General features: G+C 43.8%; 16 protein-coding genes and 1 pseudogene. 7 read left to right on the top strand and 10 right to left on the bottom strand.

The genetic code is table 11. The features are described from left to right. The first annotated feature begins 60 nt into the window (after positions 1-60). The gene (locus AB5935_RS02295) at positions 61-1,326 is read left to right on the top strand and encodes a DUF2851 family protein (RefSeq protein ID WP_038608451.1); all 1,266 of its coding nucleotides are present in this window, start codon (positions 61-63) and stop codon (positions 1,324-1,326) included. Positions 1,327-1,390: 64 nt separating this feature from the next. Here the strand turns inward: AB5935_RS02295 and AB5935_RS02290 are convergent, their stop codons facing one another. From AB5935_RS02290 to AB5935_RS02265, 6 genes are all read right to left on the bottom strand, one after another. Then, positions 1,391-2,047, bottom strand: a complete 657-nt coding sequence (locus AB5935_RS02290) for a hypothetical protein (protein ID WP_005849819.1) — start codon at positions 2,045-2,047, stop codon at positions 1,391-1,393. A 76-nt stretch (positions 2,048-2,123) separates the two neighbouring features. Further along, positions 2,124-2,900 (bottom strand): glycerophosphodiester phosphodiesterase, encoded by a 777-nt coding sequence (locus AB5935_RS02285; protein WP_038608448.1) that lies wholly within the window; start codon positions 2,898-2,900, stop codon positions 2,124-2,126. Between the two features lie 27 nt (positions 2,901-2,927). Continuing rightward, positions 2,928-6,131 (bottom strand): TonB-dependent receptor, encoded by a 3,204-nt coding sequence (locus AB5935_RS02280; RefSeq protein WP_007834391.1) that lies wholly within the window; start codon positions 6,129-6,131, stop codon positions 2,928-2,930. 202 nt (positions 6,132-6,333) lie between these two features. Then, positions 6,334-7,488 (bottom strand): lactaldehyde reductase, encoded by a 1,155-nt coding sequence (gene fucO, locus AB5935_RS02275; RefSeq protein ID WP_007841766.1) that lies wholly within the window; start codon positions 7,486-7,488, stop codon positions 6,334-6,336. 213 nt (positions 7,489-7,701) lie between these two features. Beyond that, a complete protein-coding gene (locus AB5935_RS02270; protein WP_038608444.1) occupies positions 7,702-8,958 on the bottom strand; it encodes a DUF3874 domain-containing protein in 1,257 nt (418 codons plus the stop codon). A 518-nt stretch (positions 8,959-9,476) separates the two neighbouring features. Beyond that, complete coding sequence (locus AB5935_RS02265; protein WP_038608441.1) at positions 9,477-10,394, bottom strand: tRNA-dihydrouridine synthase family protein; 918 nt, start codon at positions 10,392-10,394, stop codon at positions 9,477-9,479. A gap of 58 nt (positions 10,395-10,452) precedes the next feature. On the opposite strand from AB5935_RS02265, the gene AB5935_RS02260 reads away from it, so the two are divergent. Both AB5935_RS02260 and dprA read left to right on the top strand, forming a co-directional pair. After that, positions 10,453-10,860: an acyl-CoA thioesterase gene (locus AB5935_RS02260; protein ID WP_005843849.1), complete on the top strand. Its 408-nt coding sequence runs from the start codon at positions 10,453-10,455 to the stop codon at positions 10,858-10,860. Further along, entirely contained in the window at positions 10,857-11,972 is a 1,116-nt protein-coding gene (gene dprA, locus AB5935_RS02255; RefSeq protein WP_054349311.1) for a DNA-processing protein DprA, read from the top strand. Before AB5935_RS02260 ends, dprA begins: the two co-directional genes overlap by 4 nt. 80 nt (positions 11,973-12,052) lie before the next feature. Here the strand turns inward: dprA and AB5935_RS02250 are convergent, their stop codons facing one another. Continuing rightward, positions 12,053-13,936, bottom strand: a complete 1,884-nt coding sequence (locus AB5935_RS02250; protein WP_038608435.1) for an alpha-L-fucosidase — start codon at positions 13,934-13,936, stop codon at positions 12,053-12,055. A 605-nt stretch (positions 13,937-14,541) separates the two neighbouring features. On the opposite strand from AB5935_RS02250, the gene AB5935_RS02245 reads away from it, so the two are divergent. From AB5935_RS02245 to AB5935_RS02235, 3 genes are read left to right on the top strand one after another with little or no spacing between them, the layout of a single operon-like run. Then, the gene (locus tag AB5935_RS02245) at positions 14,542-15,909 is read left to right on the top strand and encodes a DUF3575 domain-containing protein (protein WP_038608432.1); all 1,368 of its coding nucleotides are present in this window, start codon (positions 14,542-14,544) and stop codon (positions 15,907-15,909) included. After that, positions 15,876-16,877, top strand: coding sequence for a DUF5119 domain-containing protein (locus tag AB5935_RS02240; RefSeq protein ID WP_038608429.1), 1,002 nt, complete (start codon positions 15,876-15,878; stop codon positions 16,875-16,877). The genes AB5935_RS02245 and AB5935_RS02240 overlap by 34 nt, the downstream gene beginning before the upstream one ends. Positions 16,878-16,923: 46 nt before the next feature. Next, entirely contained in the window at positions 16,924-17,913 is a 990-nt protein-coding gene (locus AB5935_RS02235; protein ID WP_007847718.1) for a fimbrillin family protein, read from the top strand. 178 nt (positions 17,914-18,091) lie between these two features. Here AB5935_RS02235 and AB5935_RS02230 read toward each other — a convergent pair. After that, positions 18,092-18,793: pseudogene (locus tag AB5935_RS02230) on the bottom strand (AAA family ATPase); the annotation flags it as partial. Between the two features lie 280 nt (positions 18,794-19,073). On the opposite strand from AB5935_RS02230, the gene AB5935_RS02225 reads away from it, so the two are divergent. Next, a complete protein-coding gene (locus tag AB5935_RS02225; protein WP_038608426.1) occupies positions 19,074-19,988 on the top strand; it encodes a helix-turn-helix domain-containing protein in 915 nt (304 codons plus the stop codon). Here AB5935_RS02225 and AB5935_RS02220 read toward each other — a convergent pair. After that, positions 19,985-20,740: a succinate dehydrogenase/fumarate reductase iron-sulfur subunit gene (locus tag AB5935_RS02220; protein ID WP_005843870.1), complete on the bottom strand. Its 756-nt coding sequence runs from the start codon at positions 20,738-20,740 to the stop codon at positions 19,985-19,987. The two genes, AB5935_RS02225 and AB5935_RS02220, sit on opposite strands and share 4 nt — an antisense overlap. A 20-nt stretch (positions 20,741-20,760) precedes the next feature. Continuing rightward, the gene (locus tag AB5935_RS02215) at positions 20,761-22,719 is read right to left on the bottom strand and encodes a fumarate reductase/succinate dehydrogenase flavoprotein subunit (protein ID WP_005945354.1); all 1,959 of its coding nucleotides are present in this window, start codon (positions 22,717-22,719) and stop codon (positions 20,761-20,763) included. Between the last annotated feature and the right edge of the window lie 9 nt (positions 22,720-22,728).

Below are 22,728 nucleotides of genomic sequence, written 5' to 3'. Positions count from 1 at the left end.
CAAAGATAGCGTTTTTCGTTGTAAACCATTACATTTGCCAAACATTTACACCTCATTAACATGGAACAACTATTACACTATGTATGGAAACATAAAATATTTTCTCTCAAAGAACTGAAAACAACAACCGGCCAACAAGTGGAAGTTATAGATACGGGACTGGCGAATACCGACGCCGGTCCCGGTTTTTTTAATGCCAAGCTCAAGCTGGACGGTGTACTTTGGATAGGTAATATCGAGATACATGAAAGATCTTCAGACTGGTTCAAACACGGACATCATGCAGATGCCGGTTACAACTCTGTCATTCTGCATATAGCCTCCGAAATAGATATGGAAATCAGCAGGAGCAATGGAGAAAGAATCCCCCAAATACAACTCATCTGCCCGGAAGCGGTCCGCACCAACTACAAGGAACTGTTGGAAACAGACAGCTACCCTCCTTGTTACCGCATCATTCCTTCGCTCTCCCCTTTCACCGCCCACTCATGGATGTCCGCCTTACAGATGGAAAGATTCGAGCAAAAAGCGACCTTATTGAATGAACGGTTAAAACGTTGTCAAGGCAATTGGGAAGACGCTTTTTTTATCACACTGGCACGTAATTTCGGTTTCGGGCTGAACGGAGACGCTTTCGAAACCTGGGCTCATCAGCTTCCCTTCCGGGCGGTAGACAAACATCGGAACGACCTTTTCCAGATAGAAGCCATCTTCTTTGGACAAGCCGGCATTCTGGAAGATTCTGATGGAGACGGATACTATCTCCGGCTAAAAAAAGAATACATCTATCTACAGCACAAATTCGAACTTATCCCGATGAATACTTCCCTATGGCGTTTTCTCCGGCTACGTCCTACTAATTTTCCGCATATACGGATTGCACAGTTAGCATGTCTTTATCATCGTGCCTACGGACTACTCTCTCGCATCATGGAAACGGAGACACTACAAGGTGTCAGAGATATTCTGAAAGGAGGAACTTCAGAATACTGGCTCACTCATTATACATTTGGCGGTTCTTCCCCTTCCCGTCCGAAGGCTCTAAGTAACACCTCACTGGATTTACTCATTATCAACACGGTAGTGACATTTCTCTATGCTTACGGACTGCATAAAGGAAATCCTGTACTTTGTGCACGTGCCGGCAGTTTTCTGGAAGAATTGAAAGCGGAGAACAATTATATCACCCGCATGTGGGAACAATACGGAATGAAAGCTTCCAATGCCGCCGACAGCCAAGCTTTGATACAATTAAAGAAAGAATATTGCGATAAGAAAAAATGCCTGTATTGCCGGATAGGGTACGAATATCTGAAAAGAAAATAGAAAAAGGGGACTGAAGTCTTGAACTTCAGCCCCACCTGTTCTTATAATTTTCTGAATAACGACATCACTTTGACAAGCTTTTTACAATAGTGGAAACTATCTTTGAAGAACTTTTCCGACTATCCTTACTCAACTTATCTTTACTTTCCAAATTCATGCTGGTAAAATAGTTATTACCTCGGGTTACTTCCTTCTGATTCTTATCAAACAAAGAATAACTGGTGATATGAAACAAAGTACGCAAAGGCTTTTCCTGCCATTTCAAATAATGCTGATTCAAAAATAATACATAATCCGAATCAGTATCCTTTATCAGCTGTTCATACCGATTATCATCCACCTGACTAAGATCCGCATACCTCTCCTCTTCTTCACCTTCCAGTCTGATTTTATCCAACAAACTGCTGATGGCCGCCGCCTTTTCCGGAGTAACGAACTGGTATTTCTTATTCTTATTGGATGCAATAATATTCTTTGCTATAATCTGATTATAAGTATAATCTATGCTATCAGTCGGTATTCCAGTTTCCTCAGTAATCATACTGCCGGGAAAATAGTTGGATTCCACATTGTCGTGAAGTCCTATAACAAGAACCTTTACCAGATTGTTATTAGCCTTGTTAGCACCTTCTTCGTCAGCAGGCGATGCACATACAGAACCTGTCACCCATAATACCAATCCCAAAGCCAATGAGATTTTCTTTAATAAACCAGCTTTCATATTATCCTTTTTTAAATTACAGTGCAAATGTATTGTGTTCCTATTACATCCCTATTTGAAAGGAATTACATTTTTATTAAGAATCTCCTCCATTTTTCCGAATCAGCTTTTCAGTTTCCAATGGATAATCAGTAGTTATATAATCCACCTGCTGGTCAATCATCTTCTGAACCATCTCCATATCATTGACTGTCCACACATTCACCTTCATACCCAACTGATGTGCTTCAGCAATCCATTCCGGTTTCTCAGCCAATACCTTGATATAATAATCAATACCATTAATTCCTTTCGCCTTCAGGTCTTTAGGAGCCACATCACTTTTCAGATAAGCTATTTCCGAATCCGGACTCAGTTTCACCAACTGTTCGCAAATGTTCATGCTGAATGAAATATATTCCACCTGTTTCTCCATTCGCATCTTTTTCACTTTATCTACAATGATTCTTACCGCTTCATTTTCCGCTTCTTCGGTTCTGTGAGGCTTGATTTCCAATATCAGCTGAGTACCAGTCAGTTTCTTACCCGCTACCAGATAATCATCCAAAGTGGACAACTTCTCGCCGTTACTCAATTTCAAATCTTTCAATTCAGCAAAAGGAGTATCAAAAATGCAAATTCCCTGAATGCTATCGTCATGATTGACTACGATTTCCTTGTCCTTCGTCAGTTGTACGTCGAACTCCGAACCATACACCTTTGCCTCTGCAGCCTTTGTCAAAGAAGCAATAGAATTTTGGGCAGAACCTTCACATTTCCAATATCCGCGGTGGGCAATCACTTTGGTCTGGGCAGTCCCGGTCAAAGTAACAGCACACATGGCAAAAGCCATCATTAGTTTACTTAGTTTCATCTTTATTTCTTATTTAATCATTATCTATTAGAATCCATATCTCAAACCTATCTGAACCTGAAAAGGAGTACCGTTCAGACTGGATACACCTGTGTTGGCATTTACATTATAAGTATATTGTTTGGCATCTTTGTCAAATCCCTTGATACTATAAATTTTCTGTGTTCCCAGATTATGACCGGCTCCCCAATCTTTATTCAACATATTGGCCACATTGAAAATATCAACAGACACTTCCAGATTCTGCTTTTTGTAAGTCTTGAATTTCTTGGCCAGACGAAGATCTAAAGTGCCATAGAAACCATTGACCCCTCCATTACGTTCGGCCACTTTACCAAAACTCTTACGAATATAATCTTTCACACTCTTTTCCGCATCCGGATTGTTCAATATAGAATTAATACCTTCACGAATATAATCAGGAGTAGCGCTGCTATTCGGATCATATACATAGGCCAGGTCATTACTATCCACAAAGTCACCGTTCACATTTCCATTCACAATCATGGAATAACGTGTTCCCCCGATGCCGGAAAAGCGAGCACCTACGGTAATGCCCCAGAAAGTAGGCGCCGAACCATAAACCACCAGTTTATGACGGAACTGATTGTTGGAGTAAGTCATTTTGCTTAAATCACGGGGATCGTCAACCACCATTTGGGAAAGAGTAGCGGAATTAGCCACATTACCATTATAGGAAGTATTGTCTTTTGTATCGTTCCAAGTATAGCTGAAAGAAAGTTCTCCGTCTTTATAGTAACGCCATGTTCCATCTACGGTGAAAGCGAACTGATTTACTTTTCCCTCGCTGACCAATTCGAGCACACGCCCTACTTTGGTACTTTTACGTCCTTCCATCCAATCAAGAGTACCATCTTTTCCTATAGTAGAAGCAGGTACATAAATACCCCGGTTCCCTTCTGCAGAAAGACGAAAATAAGGATCATCCACCATGTTCCGGTCTATATACATATAGTTGTTACGTCCCAAAGTCATATATCCGCTGACACTCATTTTCAAACGGTCACTGAAGAAGTGAGTGTATGATATATTCGCCTTATAAACCACGGGAACCTTGGCATCCTTGCTATTCATATTGATCGTAGGTACAGCCTTGTCCGCATATTTGGGATTATTCAGCAAATCAATACCCGGAGCCGTGGAAGGATCTTTCCGATACCCTATAAAATCGGGAGTGGGAACTATATCCGGTTCTTCTTCCGTATTCTTGATATCAACCGACATCACTTTCGTACCATCAAATACCATATTATTAATCATGGCATAGTTGTTGATATCAGATGCAAAGATTCCCCCGCCAATACGAAGAATATCCGTGTGCTTGTCATTAAAGTCCCAAGTAATCTGGACACGAGGCTGAATCTGGAAAGTAGAGAGTCCATTGTCTGTACGCAGTCCCAATTCATCATACACCAGTTGGCTGAAATTACCTTTATTGAAATAAGTGGCATTATCCAAACGTAAGCCTGCCATCAGCTCGAATCCTGTGAACAGTTTAGTCTGCAACTGGGCATAGATACCTGCATTCAATATATTTTGGCGTACACGCTGATTGTTTTGGTCAGGATCCAAATACACTTCACGTACATAACGAGAAGGCTTCAATGCCTCGAAATTATCCAGTCCGGTAAAATAAAAACGCCCGTTGGCCTCACTACCGTAACGAGAATTCAGATTCGTGTACATCAAATCAAAACCATATGTATAGTTTACCTTATTGGTATTATAATAATAATTATCTACCAACTGAAGTACGTGATTATAGAAATTCTCGGGGCTATAACGCTGACCACCCAGCTGAATGGTAGTAGTCGCCGTGTTTCCATCTATTTCCGATTCTACACGTTGCACAATGGCACGTGGAATATTATCAGCCGGCAGTTCACTGCCCGGCATGGATTTTTCCAATGTATAAAGATGTTGCAACTTCAGTTCGTTGGTACTGCGTGGTCCCAGTACAGAACGTAAAGTCAGTAAAGCGCTGTTGTTCAACGAATGTACATCACCATACACTTCATAAAGATTGATAGCACTATTGTCGCTCAAGCCCATATTGTTATTGTCATTCACAAAATTATCAGTAAACGATAACAGGTTTGTAGCATTAATCTGCCAGTCCAGACGAGCAAATACCGCATCGGTATTCTGTTTTTTATCAAAAGACCCGAACTGAGGATGGTCCGACACTCCATATTTATTGCGGGCTATTTCCAGAAAGCGGTCTCTGGTCTCCGTAGTCAAATTATAACGCTTTTCATCGGCAGCATTATGAATATCGGCAATATACAACGGACGTGAATCAGCCTGATGATCCCAAGAAATAAAGAAGTGGGCACGGTCTTTCACCAATGCACCGCCCAATGAGGCTCCAAACTGGTAAGTAGAGAAATCATTCGAGCGCTTGTTGCCCCGGATATCATATTTGCTGGACAACCAGTCGGAACGCAGATAAGTGAAAGCGCTACCTGTCAATTGGTTGGTTCCCGATTTGGTCACCGTACTAATAGTACCTCCTCCGGCACGACCGTTAGTCACATCATATTCATTCGTCACGACTTTGAACTCACGGATAGCCTCCATCGAAATGGCGTATGGCACACCGTTGCGACTGGTTGTACTACCTCCCGAAGTAGGGCCCTTGGCACTCATGCCATCAATGGTATAATTAGTAGAAGAAGCCAACTGTCCGGACAGGCTGGAACCTGTACTCAATGGTGACAGGTCAATGAGCGAAGTAAAGTTACGCCCGTTCACCGGCAGTTTGTTCAGATCATTGGCCGTCACCGAAGTAGCGGCCCCCGTAGTGGCGATAGAATTCTTCAATGAATTAGCCACCACCTGTACAGCCTCCATCACGACACTTTCCTCCTTTAACTGGAAATCCAGACGGAGCACATCACCTTGGTTCAGCGTATATCCTGTCTTTTTCTGATCACCATAGCCTACATAGCTGACGGTGACAGAGTAAGGTGAACCCAAAGGGAGTTGCTTCACAATGTACTCTCCCGTCTCGTTGGTGATAGAACCGGCACTGAAACCGGTCGATTCGTTCTTTACCAACACTGTGGCTCCGATAACCCCCTCTCCGGTTTCGTCAGTCACAATACCTTTTACAATCGCCCGGTAATCCTGTGCGGAAACATAGCCCGCAACGAATAGCGACAAGCATAATAACAACAAAAATCTCTTTGACTCAATAAGAATTTTCATGTTCAAATGATTGATAGCAGTTTAACAATAATACCTATTTTCATTAAATTTAATTTGCAAGTGCAAAAGAATGCTGAATGGATTACGAACAAATTGCTACAAAGTGACAATGCTGTTTCAAAGACAAGGAGATAAAAAAAGTGTGTGGATATGCCCTGCACATCCACACACCATCTATGCTTTTATTACAAAAGAATTACGCTTAAAACGCCTTCTTGTAAAGTTCCAGAATAATTTCTTCCGTCACTTCACGAGGATTGCCCGGCGTACACACATCGGCAATAGCCGAAGCGGCCAGACGGGGCAAGTCTTCTTCCTTAATACCCAGTTCAGACAAATGCTGAGGGATACCCACCTTGACAGACAATGCCTTCACCGCCTCAACAGCAGCCTTCGCAGCCTCTTCCTGGCTCATGCCATCCTTGTACACATTCATCGCCTTGGCGATATCTACATATTTGGGCAAAGCAGCCGGAGCATTGAACTCCATAATGACAGGCAGCAACAGTGCATTAGCCACACCGTGAGGAATATCGAAGATAGCTCCCAACGGATGAGCCATACCGTGAACCACGCCCAAGCCTACATTAGAGAATGCCATACCTGCAATGTACTGTGCCACGGCCATGCCGTTACGAGCTTCCGCATTGGTAGGCTCGAAGACAGCAGTTTCCAGATAACGGGCAATCATTTCAATCGCCTTGATCTCAAACATATCGCTCATTTCCCAAGCACCTTTGGTTATCAACCCTTCGATGGCGTGGGTCAGTGCGTCCAAACCGGTAGAAGCAGTCAGCCCTTTAGGTAAAGTGTACATCAGTTCCGCATCCACAATAGCAATGGCGGGGATATCGTTCGGATCTACACAAACCATCTTCTTATGGTTTTCCTCATCCGTGATGACATAGTTGATAGTCACCTCGGCGGCAGTACCGGCGGTAGTGGGCAGTGCAATGATAGGCACTGACTTTTTCTTTGTAGGAGCCACACCTTCCAGTGACACCACATCACTGAAGTCAGGATTATTAGTGATGATACCAATCGCTTTCGAAGTATCGATAGACGAACCGCCGCCGATAGCCAGAATAAAGTCCGCTCCTGATTTTGCAAAAGCTTCAACTCCTGCCTTTACATTACTTACGGTAGGATTCGGTTTGATTTCACTGAATATTTCGTATGGAATACCTGCATTCTCCAATACTTTCAACACTTTATCAGCCACACCGAATTTAATCAAATCCTTGTCTGTAGCAACAAATGCCTTATGCAAGCCCAAACGTTTAATCTCTTGTGGAAGCACTTCACGCGCACCCGGGCCGAAGTAAGATACTTCGTTTAATACGAATCTGTTAATCATAGTTTTTTTAATTATGTAGTTTGGTTGCAAACTTAGTACAAATTCTTGAGAAAACGGCTTTTTAAAAAGATTCTTATAGTATGTTTTTTGGCATTCATGTACCCCGCCTTCAGACCATTCAGCGTGGTTAACACACTGTCACACAACAAATAAGACTGACAGAAGCCCCTTCAGCCTCCTGTCAGCCCTCTCAGCCGGCCTGATGGACGGGAATTATGCCGCCAGCACCACCTTATACAGATTTCCTTTCTCCGTATGCATCCGTTCCGCCCCCATGGCGCTCATCATCTTGCCGAAACGCACCACCGTCATGCCGCGCATAGCGGCAGGATAACGGCTTTGCAAAATGGTGAAAATGACCGAAGCCGAATAGAGTTTGAACTCCTCTCCTGCCTCGGGCAGATGAAAACAACGGTAGAACACCTCCTGCTCTACGGGCATGGCATAGAACTCGCGGTTGCGCAATTGCAGTTCCGCTTCCTCTTCGGCCGAAAACCAATAACGCTCGCCGCCGTCCAGCTCCGCCTTCAATTGGGCAAACAATTGCTTGTGCTCCAGCGGAGTGCAGTCTATTTTCTCCTTCACCTCGGCACAAAGATAACGGCGGCTGCCCGTGGGGTCGGTCAGCAAATCCTTATGATTACTGGTTCCTATAAACGAGGCCATACGGGGCAGGTGACTGTAGGATGAACGGTGAGACTTACGGAAATCCAACTTCTTCATCTGCATCAGTGTCTTGAGCAACGGCAGTTTTTGAGGAGAAAGACGGTCATACTCATCCAGATTAATCAGCCCGAACTGCGCCAGTTTCTGTTCGCAGCCCGACTGGCCCGTCAACTCAAAACTGTCCGTGTAATAATCCCGCAACCCATCGGGCATCAATAACTGACAAAAAGTAGATTTACACTTGCCCTGCATACGGCTCACCAACATAGGGGCCACTGCATTGGCGCAACGGTCCATGCGTCCTGACCACTGGGCGGCCATTCCCAGCATCCAGCGGTGGAAGCCGTTTATCCAGAAAGTTTTCTTCGAGATGCGCTGCGCCAGCGGAGTGATACGGTCCACTCCGTCCCATTGGGGCAGTGTATCCATATAAGTAAGGAAAGGGTGATAATCTTCCAAGCGTTCCGAATGGAGCAGGCGGCTCACATCTTTATCCCAGCAATTGATGCGATGACGGTGCGCTTCCAGGCACAAGGTGTTCAAGGTACGCTGAGTCACTATCTTATAAGGTGTGTCCGTCCCTTGCCCCTTCGCGCAATATTCGGGCTGTTCCGTCAACACGTTGAAACGGAACTCATAGTGTTTCCACAAGTAGTTCTCCAGACGGTCTTGTACTTCCCGGTTATCCGCAGCCTGTTCTTTTTCCCTTTTATCCGAAGAAGGGCCTGCCTGTTTCGCCGTTGCAGTTTCACCGTTCCATAACTTGCACCATTCCATCACCTTCCGAATCATTTCTTTCATCATGATTTTATTGTTTTTTTAGTTGTTGTTTCCACAAAGATAGCACATTGAAAAGCCTTTGTCAAGGGCTTTCCGGCCTTTCGGGATGAAAAGTGACTAAGCGTAAACATCCTTATGTAAAAGGGATTTCATCAGGACAAGTTTGTGTTTTCGTCTTGAAGAATCAATCGTCTCACTTGGGTGATGAAGTTTCATCACTAAAGTGGTACAAGTTCATCACTAGAGTGATAAGGTTTCATCACTTTAGTGAAACGATAAACTTATCAGGAAGTAACTGGATACATAACAAGGAAGATAAAAGATATGCTCCAAGAAAAGACAGATAAGTATTTCTTAAAATACAGGCATGACGAACACACCTCTCATCTAACAGGTAAGAACAAAAATATGGGCTGGAAGTAACTGACAGGAAACTGAAGGTTCTCCTATCAGGATACTTCCCTATTTTACAAGCAGTTATACCGGATGAATGAACTGAAGAAGCACTCCGGTTTTCATGTATTGAAGCCCCTTTTCCATCATTACAGCTGGTTCACCGCCGTCAAATACTTATCCATCGTTGTAGCCTTCTTTATTGCTTTCTTTATCTTCCGGTCCGCATCGGGCAGCAGGTATTCCCAATAAGGCTTCATTTTACTCAGCAATTGCGCCTCTCCCTGTAAATGGGCTTCATAATATTGAAGAAGGCGTGCGTGAAGCGCCTTCACCTTTTCATGCAATTTATCGGGAGAAAAAGAGGTTCCGTTTACATATTCCCAAGCCAATGCAGGATTGGCCAGCAACCCGCGTCCCAGCATGACGCCCTCCAGGCAGGGAAATTTCTCTTCCACTTTCCGGATATCCTCCACCGTCAGTAAATCGCCGTTATATACCAACGGATGCGCGCACTCCTCATAGAAAGCGGTGAACGCAGCCAAGTCCACCTCTCCTTTGTATTGTTGCTTCCCGATACGGGGATGCAGAACGATCCGCCGCAAGGGGGCAGCGTTCAGCAAAGGCAACAACAGCCGCCATTCATCCGCACTCTCCCATCCCAATCTCATCTTAACCGAAAAACTCAGTTCAGGATAATGTGTCAACTCTTTCAATAAAGCTTCTACCTCGGCAGGATAAGGCAATATGCCGGAGCCCTTGTGCTTTCTTGCAACCAGCGGAAAAGGACACCCCATATTAAAATCCGCTTCCTTATATCCTTTCTCTGTAAACAAAGCGGCCAACCGTTCCAGCTCGACAGGAGTGGACGCGATGAGCTGAGGCACTACATGGGAAACCGTATTGTTTTCGGGAGCAATGTCCCGTACATCCCTGTTACGGAATCCTCCTCTCTCTATTCGTACAAAAGGAGTATAATACGCATCTATTCCACCAAAAACTTCCTCATGAAAGTTTCTCCAGGGAGCTTCCGTAAAACCTTGCAAAGGCGCAGCATATAGTTTCATTCACTTCTTTTTTTTAGTTTAGATGCAAAGTAACACATTTTTCTTATACCTTTGCTTTATGGAAAAGTATATTTATGAACTGAAGATGAAGGTACGCGATTATGAATGCGACCTGCAGGGTATTGTGAACAATGCCAACTATCAACATTATCTGGAACATACACGCCATGAGTTTCTCACATCCGTAGGTATCAGCTTCGCCCGTCTGCACGAGGAAGGAGTGGACCCGGTAGTGGCACGGCTCACCATGGCGTTCAAAACTCCGCTGCGCAGCGGTGACGAATTCGTTTCTAAACTCTATCTGAAAAAAGAAGGTATTAAATATGTGTTCTATCAGGACATCTTCCGTCTGCCCGATATGAAAGTGACTGTCAAGGCCACTGTAGAATCAGTATGCGTGGTAAACGGCAGATTAGGGGACAGCGCTCTATTTGACGAGACTTTCGCACCCTACCTGAGCGAATGACACAAGACGAACAAATTTGCAGCCTGGCCCTAACCCGGATACCGGGATTGGGACTGACAGGCGCATTCAGACTGGTGAGCAGTCTGGGAAGCGCCACCCGTGTTTTCGAACACCGCAAAGAGCTGTCACAATTGGTCCCCGGAGTAAGCGAAAAGATCATTACTGCGTTGAATAACTCCGAAGCTTTCCGGCGTGCAGAGCAGGAATTAACTTTCTGTCAGAAAAATCATATCCGCTGCCTCACCTTAAATGATGAAGGTTATCCCAGCCGTTTGCGTGAATGTGATGATGCTCCGCTAGCTTTATTTTATCGGGGAAATGCCGATCTGAACACGCTGCATATTATTAATATAGTAGGAACCCGTCATGCCACCCCTTATGGGCAGGATATCTGCACCCGTTTCCTTGCCGACTTGTCGGTATTGTGCCCAAACACCTTGATAGTGAGCGGGCTGGCTTATGGCATTGATATCCATGCGCATCGCGCCGCCCTGCAGAATCATTTCAAGACCATAGGCGTGCTGGCACACGGACTGGACCGCATTTATCCTGCCGAACATCGGAAGACAGCCGTCAGCATGTTGGAACAGGGAGGTTTGCTGACCGAATTTACAAGCGGAACCAACCCCGACAGGCAAAATTTCGTGAAACGAAACCGCATTGTAGCAGGTATGAGTGACGCCACCGTCGTTATCGAGTCCGCCGCCAAAGGGGGAGCCCTCATCACCGCCGAACTGGCGGAAAGTTATCACCGGGACTGTTTTGCCTTTCCGGGACGATGCAATGATGAATATTCCATAGGCTGCAACAATCTGATAAGGAAAAACCAGGCAGTGCTTATCACATCGGCCGAGGATTTAGTGAAGGGTATGGGATGGGAAAGCAGCCCCAAAACTGAGAAAACAGTACAACGGGAATTGTTCCCTGATTTAAGCGAGGAAGAAGAACGAATAGTAAAACGACTCGGCAAAATACCGGAAGGATTACAAATCAACACATTGGTGATAGACACCAACATACCTGTAAACCGAATGAGTGCATTACTGTTTGAATTAGAAATGAAAGGGGTGATACGAGCACTGGCAGGAGGAGTGTACCGATTAATAATGTAACCATGTATCAATATACTCATGTACTCATTGACATACGGTAGCTGTATTGTGAACGGACACATGAGTATATTGATACATGGTCATTGCACTCCTAATTCGGCAAAGCCCATCGGACTCTCGTTTTCCACCATCCTCACTGCTTTCAGCAATACATATCTAGCCGTTACCGGAGTGAAATAAACCGATTGGAGAATCGGATTATTCTTGATATTCGAGAATTCCCCGCTGCTCACCACTTGATTCACAGCATTGGCCTCCATACCCACTGAAATCTCATAAGCAGCTATCAGTCCTTTGTTATACTCGCTCTGATCGGGTAGATAATGGAAGGAAGAAACAGTCTGTTCCGTACCTAAATCTATCAAAAGCGTATTGCCATCCACAAAGCAAGTCGTGGCGGCATCTTTATCCGCACATTTTCCGGCTTCCGCCTCATCTACCTGCGGCAATGTAAACGGATACGTTTTCAGTTCTTCCGCTTTCGCAGTAAACACATCCGGGGTTTCTCCTGCATAATAAGCCTCTATATTATTGATACACAAGCAAGCGCGTGATTCCATAAAGTTTATACGAAGTTTGTCCGTAGTGACTGTTTCAAAACGAAGCAAACGTTTATAACCGATTGTGGTTGTCTCTTCATTCAGCTTCACAGGCAGCCACTCCCCTTCTTTATTATATTCCACCACAAAGGATTGTACACGCTGCCCCAACGGAATATATTCCTGCAACAGCATACGGTTCACCTTTTGCGGAGCCGGCCATTCAAACTCGATGACAGCCGATGTGACACTATCCTCCGTAGCCCAATATGTATCATATTCTCCATCCGTCACCGCCTTTGCAGTGTACTTTCCGCCCCGTTCATTGGAAACTATCGGAAGAACACCTTTCAACAGATTGTTTGCCAGCTGTTTCTGAACATTCTTATAAAAGTCAACCGCATTCGCCGAATCTACCGGATGAATCAGCCCATCCCGGTTTACAGGGAAATTGAGCAACAAAGTCGCATTGTGCCCCACACTGCGGTAATAAAGGTCTGTCAATTGCTCCACCGTCTTCACCCTGTCATCTTCCTCCGGATGATAAAACCAGCCCGGACGGATAGACACATCACACTCGGCAGCCGTCCACTGATTGCCGTCTGCATGACCGTATTGCAGTTCCCTGTATTTAGGATATCCCGGATAAACCTCTCCGGCACGCAGGAAAGACCAGTTTGTAGCTCCGGCAAAGCCATTCTCGTTACCTACCCAACGGCATCCGGGTCCGCCATCCGAGAAGACAACGGCCTGCGGCTGATATTTGTCGATCATCTCGTATGCACGCGCATAATCATAATAATTTTTCCGGTCTATGGTACGGGAGTCTTTGGCTCCGCCATACCAGCCATCCCCTCCATTAGCTCCATCAAACCAAATTTCGAACACCGGACCGTAATGGGTCAGCAATTCGTGTAACTGTTGATAGAAATAATCCACATATTCCGGAGTTCCATAATTGGCCTGATGCCTGTCCCACGGTGAGAGATAGACAGCGAATTTTATACCATACTTTTTACAAGCCTCCGAAAGGTCACGTACGATATCTCCTTTTCCATCCTTATAAGGTGTGTTACGGATACAATATTCGGTCAGCCCCGTAGGCCACAGACAAAACCCGTCATGGTGTTTTGCCGTAAGGATAACTCCTTTCATCCCTGCCGCCACAAAAGTTTTCACCCATTGCTCGCAGTCCAGTTTAACCGGATTAAACGTGGCAGGGTCAGAATCTCCATAACCCCATTCACGGTCATTAAAAGTATTCAGTCCGAAATGCACGAAAGCATAAGTTTCCATTTTCTGCCAGTCCACCTGCTTTTTCTCGGGAACAGGAAGAACAGGCTCAGGAGCGTTCACCACCGGGGCGCAAGCATTCAGCAATGCGACAGCAGCCCCCAAGCATAAAAGGTTTGTGTGTCTTTTCATGTAGATTGTTAGTTAGTTTACATTGACACAAAGATAACATAAAATCCATTGGATGAAAACAAGAAACAGAATATTTTAAAAAATCAACGGCATTAAGGAGCTGATGATTAGGAGAATGGAAAGAAACAGAAGGTACTAAAAAAAGAAAGGAGCAACGCCTTGCTCCAACCTTTGTTAACCTTAAATCTAATACTATGAAAAAAATCACATGACAAATGTACAACTTACACTCAATACCTCCAAATATTTGGTTCATTTTTGCTTTTCATTTAGTATTATTTCACAAATACAATCGTTTTCGCACACAGTATTACAATCCGACAAGAAAAGCGGGGTTAAAAAAGGAATATGAAACATTATTCTATCAATATCATAGAATGATTCATTCCTGTCTGCTGGAAAGTGAAAAACAAAAAGAAAGTATTCCCTCATGTTATCCATCCAAAATAAAAGTAAGTCCCCTGCCCTTCTCATTATCCAACCGCCAAAACTTGCAAATTCTATCCAATCGCTTCACAAACCCTTTCAAGTCCGAAAATAGAACATTTAATAAGTCTTTTTTCAGATTTTATCACCTATATTTGCTTCATACATAATGGTAATTCATGAAAAAACGCACTACTATATTCAGCATATTTGTGCTTTTGTGCCTACTGCCAAATAGCATTTATGCCCGGACAATAGAGTACGAAAACCCTAAAGACACCACGTTGGACATGACGCTCTATTTTGACCTGAATGCCCGACAGGTAGACAAGGATTACCAAGGAAACAGTAAAACGCTGACGGTATTGGATTCTCTACTTGCCAATCCTGCCCACAGTATCCATCTTAATTCCATTATTCTGGTTTCACCGGATTTATATAATGGCAAAAAAGAACAGGGCATACCGCTGGGACAAAAAAGAAGTGAGGAAGTAAAAGTGTTCTTATGTGGGAAATATCCGCAGGTCAATACCGTCCAAATCTGTATCCGCAAAGGAGAAGAGTACGGGGATGCCTTACGGAAACTGATACTGGACGACAGACTGGTCCCCGACCGGGAAGATGTATTGGCATTGATAGATTATCACCATAACAATCCCGTAAAAATGCAAGATTTCTTGCAATGCCTGGACGCCGGCATACCTTATCAGTATATTTCTGACCGAGTGCTACCGGAACTCAGACGGACAGAGATAAGAGTCTGCCTGTCTTATCCGGAAGAAAACGGAGGAAAAAACTCCTCCGCAGAACAGGCAGCAAGGATAGAAGAAACTGAATTCATACCGATTGACAGGGAAACGACCGTTACGCCAATGACGATGCAAGTACTTCCACAGAAGGAAAGAACACAAGTAATAATAGAAACAGAAAAAACAGTAATAAAGGTAGAAAAGAAAAAAGAGACAAAAGAGAAACGGAGAAAAAAGCCCAAAGAAAAGGCAGCAAGAAGAAACCAGACAGCCGACAACACAGTGCTTGCACTGAAAAATAATTTATTGTACGACCTGGCACTGGCACCTAATATAGAAATAGAAATTCCTGTAGGAAAGAGATGGTCAGTGAATATGGAATATAAAAGCCCCTGGTGGTCCAACAGCAGTAAAGAAATCTGCTACCAACTGATTTCGGGAGGAATAGAAAGCCGTTACTGGCTGGGCAACCGTGAACTACACAACCGATTGAACGGACATTTCTTTGGATTGTATATCGAGGGAGGTATCTACGACTTTCAGTTTAAAGGAAACGGCTACCAAGGTAAATATTACGGTGCGGCAGGATTCACTTATGGATATTCCACTTTGTTGTCACGACATCTGGCATTGGAATTCAGCCTAGGCATAGGCTATCTGACCACGGAATATCAAAAATATACTCCCTATGAGGGATCACTAGTCTGGATGAGTAGCGGAAATTACACCTTTATAGGCCCTACGAAAGCAAAAATTTCGTTGGTATGGTTGATAACCAAGAAAAGAGGAAGAAAATGAAAAAGACAAGGTACGCAATTCTTGTACTTTTATCTTCACTATTGACTTTAGTGGGATGCAGCCGCCGCGAGATTCTGGACGATTACCCCGTAACAGGAATAAACATCCGTCTGAATTGGGAAGGAGTAACCGACCGTCTGCCGGAAGGAGTCCGGATCATCTTCTATCCCAAGGACGGCCAAGGAAGGAAGATTGATACCTACTTATCGGCGAAAGGCGGAGAAATAAAAGTACCTCCGGGACATTATTCGGCAGTGATTTACAATTATGACACCGAAGTAGTGCAAATAAAAGACGAAGGTAGCTACGAAACAATAATGGCATGTACAGGAAGCTGTACGGGACTGGGTGCCGAGGAAACGAAAGACATGGTATGGGGACCGGATAATTTTTATGTAGCAACCCTGGACGATGTAGAGATAGGAAAAGAGGAAGAATTACCGACACTAGAGGTAAAACCAAAATCTGTGGTAACCACTTACACTTTTTCAATAAAGACAGAAGGGCTGAAAAATGTTGCATCCATCCTGGGCAGTGTTTCCGGAATGGCTGAATGTTACCACCTGGGCAAAGGAGCCAGCCTATGCCGGTTCGCTCCTATTTATTGTGAAACCAGTAAAGGGAATGGGGCTATAAAAGGGAGTTTTACCTGCTTTGGGCATCCCAAACTGACGCAAGCAAGAGCCGATATCACTCAGTTTCTGAACTTGATTATAGTAAAAGTGGATGGTTCCAAACAGGAAGCGAAAGTAGAAATAACGGAAGCGGTAAAACCTCCTGAAGATAAAGACGAACCGGGAGGAGGTGATGAAAAACCTCAAGAGCCGGAGATAGAGATCGAACTTCCGGATGATGAGAAGATTGTGGTGGATGATGTAGAGATTCCTCCTGATGAAAGTGGCGGTGGATTTGATGGGAACGTTAGTGACTGGGATGATGAAACGAATGTAGAATTACCGATCGGTTAAAATATAGAATAAAGAGTCATAGAATTATTAACTTAAAACATAGGATATGAAGAAGATTTTATTTGCAGCTTTAGCTGCATTGGCAATCACAAGTTGCTCACAGAATGAGATTGATGGTATTGACAATGGAACTCCAAAAAGTAAAAATGAGATAGGAGTAAACACGATTGTCAAAAAGAGTTCAAGGGCCACTGTTACAAGTAATAGTAGTTTCACGTCTTTTAAATTACATGCCTATATAATTAAAAGCAGCGATATCGCCACTTCAGGATGGGGTAACGCGTATATGGATGGCATAGAATATAAAGGAGGTCAAGGTAATTGGACTACAACAAGTGGTACTTTTTATTGGCCTATAACAGAAATGCAATTTTTTGGATATACCGATGATGTAACCTATACAGCACCTGCTAGTTCCAGCGCTTATCCCACCATCAGCTATACCCTTCCTGATACCCCGGCCGATCAGAAAGATATTATAGTAGCTTATTCCAAAGATATAACTAAGCCAAGTGATAATACATTAAACCTTACATTCCAACACATCTTAACCCGTATAAACTTTGCTGCAAAACTAGCTGACAGCAACTATACTTACACAGTTGAAAGCATAACTATCACCGGTGCAAAAGGTGGTGCTGCAACGTACACATTCGGAGGAACTGAAGGAAAAGGTGGAAATTGGAATATCACAGGAAGTGCACCTGCTAGTGGTTATAGCTATACATTTGATAACACCGTAACAGCCAAAGATGATATTTATGATTATACACAAAATAATAATTCATTAATGCTGTACCCACAATCTCTTACTGATGCTAAAATTACAGTCAAGTATAAAACAGAGAAAGATAATGCAACATTCTTTAACGGATCAAAAGAAGTAGCTTTAACAGGAGAATGGACTAATGGGCAAAGTATCCGCTATATACTAACTTTACCGGTTGGTGCAGAAAAAATGAGTGTAAACACAACATATGATGAAGATTGGAATGCCACTGATAACGAGCAAACTCCTAAAACTCCTGTATTATAAGAAACCAACAAACTATAAATTAATGAATTTACAAATCCCCCGACAAACATACAGATAAACATAACAATTCCCCGCTCCGCAATGAAACACCGCATCATCCCCTCTATCATTTGCGATTTCATTTGCGGAGCATTTTTACCTGTTGACAATCAGCCGTCCTCAATCATAAAATACCCCTAGAAACAACCACATCCATCGTCACAGGGCTGACTCCGGTAATGAAACAGCGTTTGATGCTGGAATAGGTACCGGATTTTATCTTGTTGAAGAATGCACGCAGATATCCTTCCTTGTGCGTTTCCTTCGTATATCGGTGCAGGCTTTCGACATCCGAAAGGATGGCATTGATAAAATGGTCATACTCATCGATAAAAAGATAAATATCCTGACCGGCACGCTCACACTCATGATAAAGATAGTCTAATTGTTCTACCGCCCCATTCTTTGCGTCCAACTGTTCTTTGATACCCTGCGGCAGGTATTCCGCATAAATATCACAGAAATAGTCGAAACAGGTTTGGCAATGTGCGTCCAATCCGGCACGATAGTTATGCAGTTCGCCAATGATACCGGAGAAATTGAGATACAATACCAAGTAGCTGTTCCAGTCACGTGTAGGATACTTCCCTATGTAGAGGTCTCCAAACAGGGCGTCGAATTTATCCTTGGTTCGTACATCATAGTAATGTTACAGCATATTCAGCGTCAGACTTTTGCCGAAACGACGCGGACGGATAAAGAAAAAATAACGGTTGGAGCGTTCTATCAACGGGATATACATGGTCTTGTCCACATAATAATAACCATCAAGGCGTATATCCGCGAATTTCATCATGCCGTAGGGCAATAATTTCTTATCTGATGATACTACAAATTCCATAATCTATGCTGTTTTAGCCGGTATACCTCCCCATGGGGTACACACAAAGATACTTTCTTTCTGCTACTTTCCCAACAATTGCAACTTCTTTTTGTTTGGCCACACAAATTTAGCCCTCTATGCTCATGCCCACAGGCTATCGTTTTCCGTAACGGCAGAAGACAAACAAGTGGAAACAGGATTCTTCGGTCTTTTTCTTGAAACTTATTGCAAATTATCCATATTTGACCTACATTTGTCAAATCAAAAAAAAGAACACAAGCGTCTCTAACATCTATATATGTCTGGTCTGCCCTGTAATGAAAGGATGGATTGTACCCAATGCCCTAAAGCAGTGGAGAATAGCATCCATTACACACATAACAAAAAAGGTTTCCACTTACCCCCACATAAGTGTGAAACTAATATCTTATTTTTCTTACTCAAAGGCCAAATACTCATCAATAGTGAAGAATATGCCGGTACTATCATCAATCCCGGAGAATTTGTACTGCAAGCTATCGCATCAAAAGTGGAAATACTGGCCATGACAGACTCGGAAGGTATTCTGTACACATTCGATGACCCCAAAGCTTTCTGTTATGACCGCTATACCTATATATTGAAAAACGTGCCCCCGCCACTCATCTCCGAGCCACTTAAAATAAAGCCCGAAATAAAGCTTTTCCTTGAAGGAGTTACCTCCTATCTGAATATAGACAAAATCTGTAAAGAACTGCTTGAATTCAAGCGTAAAGAACTGTATTATCTACTGGCGCACTACTATACAGACTATGAGCTTTCCCCCATTGTACACAGTTTGTCCAAGTATACCAACAGCTTTGAATATTTTATATTAAAACACCACAAGCAAATAAAGTCTGTAGAAGACTTCGCACAACTGGGCGGCTATAGCGTCACCACCTTCCGCCGTATTTTCAAGGCTATCTTCAACGAACCGGCCTATGAATGGATGATGAAGCAGCGCAAAGAAAGTATCCTCTACCAATTGCGCTATACAGAGGCTTCCATCTCCGAAATCTGCTTCGAACATGGATTCGAATCTCTCTCACATTTCTCCAACTTCTGTAAGAAGTTCTTTGGCGATTCTCCCAGAAACATACGTAAGAGAGAAAAAGAAGAAGCCCCAGGCAAAAAAAATGCCCCACCAAAGGCAGGGCATTCTCAAATATCAAGTAAAACTAACCGTGATTAGTCTTTCAGCTTCGCAGCAATAAATTCACGGTTCAAACGAGCGATGTTGCTGATAGAAACCAACTTCGGACATTCTGCCTCACAAGCACGAGTGTTTGTACAGTTACCAAAGCCCAGTTCATCCATCTTGCTCAACATAGCTTTCGCACGGCGTGCAGCTTCCACTTTACCCTGAGGTAACAGTGCCAACTGACTGACCTTTGCAGAAACAAACAACATGGCAGAACCATTCTTACATGCAGCAACACAAGCACCACAACCGATACATGCAGCAGCATCCATAGCCTCGTCAGCAATAGGTTTTGCAATAGGAATTGCGTTAGCGTCAGGAATACCACCGGTATTGATTGACACGTAACCACCGGCCTGCATAATTTTGTCGTATGCGCTACGGTCTACCATCAAGTCGCGGATTACCGGGAAACCGGCAGAACGCCAAGGCTCAACAGTAATGGTGTCACCGTCTTTGAAACGACGCATATAAATCTGGCAGGTAGTAGCACCTGTAGCAGGTCCGTGAGGATGTCCGTTGATATACATAGAGCACATACCGCAGATACCTTCGCGACAGTCGTGGTCGAATACGATAGGTTCTTTACCTTCATTGATAAGCTGCTCGTTCAAGATGTCCATCATTTCCAGGAATGAGGTATCACCCGGAATATCTTTCATTTGGAAGGTATCAAAATGTCCTTTGTCCTTAGGACCTTTCTGACGCCAAACTTTCAGTGTGAAACTTATATTTTTATCCATGATTTCTATACAATTAATAATTAAGACTTATAGTTACGAGTTTGAACCTTAACGAACTGATAGTTCAAATCTTCCTTGATCAATTCGGGTTCTTTTCCTTCACCGGTGTATTTCCAGCAAGCTACATACGAGAACTTGTCATCGTGACGAAGTGCTTCACCTTCCGGAGTCTGGTGCTCTTCACGGAAGTGACCACCACAAGATTCCTCACGGTTCAATGCATCGTAAGCCATCAGCTCACCGATTTCGATGAAATCAGCCAGGCGGATTGCCTTTTCAAGTTCTACATTCAATTCATTAGCTTCACCCGGAATGCGAAGGTCGCTCCAGAAGGTCTTTCTTACTTCTTTCAGTTTAGCCAGAGCAGTAGTCAAAGATTCCTTGGTACGTCCCATACCTACAAAGTCCCACATGATGTGACCCAGCTCCTTGTGAATAGAGTCTACAGAACGATGACCCTTGATATTCATCAGTCTCTGGATCTTATCGTTTACAGCCTTTTCGGCAGCTACGAATTCGGGAAGGTCTGTTGAGAAACGGGGAACCTGAATCTGGTCTGACAAATAGTTCTGGATAGTGTAAGGCAATACGAAGTAACCGTCAGCCAATCCCTGCATCAATGCAGATGCACCCAAACGGTTTGCACCGTGGTCAGAGAAGTTAGCTTCACCGATAGCATACAGACCCTTGATAGAGGTCATCAGTTCATAGTCAACCCAGATACCACCCATCGTATAATGGATAGCCGGGAAGATCATCATCGGAGTTTTATACGGATTTTCATCAGTGATTTCTTCGTACATATCGAACAAGTTACCGTAACGGGCACGAACTACATCTTCACCCAGACGATCGATAGCATACTTAAAGTCGAGGAATACAGCCAAACCTGTGTTGTTCACACCGAAACCTGCGTCGCAACGTTCTTTCGCAGCACGTGAAGCAACGTCACGAGGAACCAAGTTACCGAATGCCGGATAACGACGTTCCAGATAGAAGTCACGGTCTGCATCAGGTATATCAGTCGGTTTTTTAGTTCCTGCCTGCAATGCCTTGGCATCTTCCAGCTTTTTCGGAACCCAGATACGTCCGTCATTACGCAATGACTCAGACATCAAAGTCAGTTTAGACTGCTTGTCACCGTGTACAGGAATACAGGTCGGGTGGATCTGTGCAAAACAAGGATTAGCAAAATAAGCACCTTTGCGGTAAACCTGCATAGCAGCCGATCCATTTGACGCCATAGCGTTGGTAGACAAGAAATAAGTATTACCATAACCACCGGTACCGATTACTACTGCGTGAGCAGCAAAACGTTCAATCTTACCTGTAACCAAGTTACGGGCAATGATACCACGGGCGCGTTCCACACCTTCGTTATCCTTAATCAGCACAACGTCCAACATTTCATAACGAGTGTACAATTTCACGTTACCACGCTGAACTTCACGGCTCAATGCAGAATAAGCACCCAACAACAACTGCTGTCCGGTTTGGCCGCGGGCATAGAATGTACGTGATACCTGAGCACCACCGAATGAACGGTTGTCAAGCAAACCACCGTATTCGCGAGCGAAAGGAACACCTTGAGCTACGCACTGGTCGATAATAGCATTTGACACTTCGGCCAGACGGTAAACGTTGGCTTCGCGTGCACGGTAGTCACCACCTTTAATTGTATCATAGAAAAGACGGTAAACGGAGTCACCATCATTTTGATAATTCTTAGCAGCATTGATACCTCCCTGTGCAGCGATGGAGTGTGCACGACGGGGAGAGTCCTGGATACAGAAGTTTAATACCTTGAAACCCAGAGCACCCAGTGAAGCAGCAGCCGAAGCACCTGCCAAACCGGTACCTACCACAATAATGTCAAGACGACGTTTGTTGGCAGGGTTTACCAATTTTTGATGAGCTTTATAATTGGTCCATTTCTCGGCTAAAGCGCCTTCAGGAATTTTAGAATCTATAGTAGCCATATTCATTTA

It is taken from the genome of Phocaeicola sp. RTP21198st1_B8_RTP21198_201120 (assembly GCF_040929485.1).
Lineage (GTDB): Bacteria > Bacteroidota > Bacteroidia > Bacteroidales > Bacteroidaceae > Phocaeicola > Phocaeicola dorei.
The sequence above is the reverse complement of the archived record's forward strand: the minus strand, read 5'-3'. Positions and strand labels throughout refer to the sequence as shown.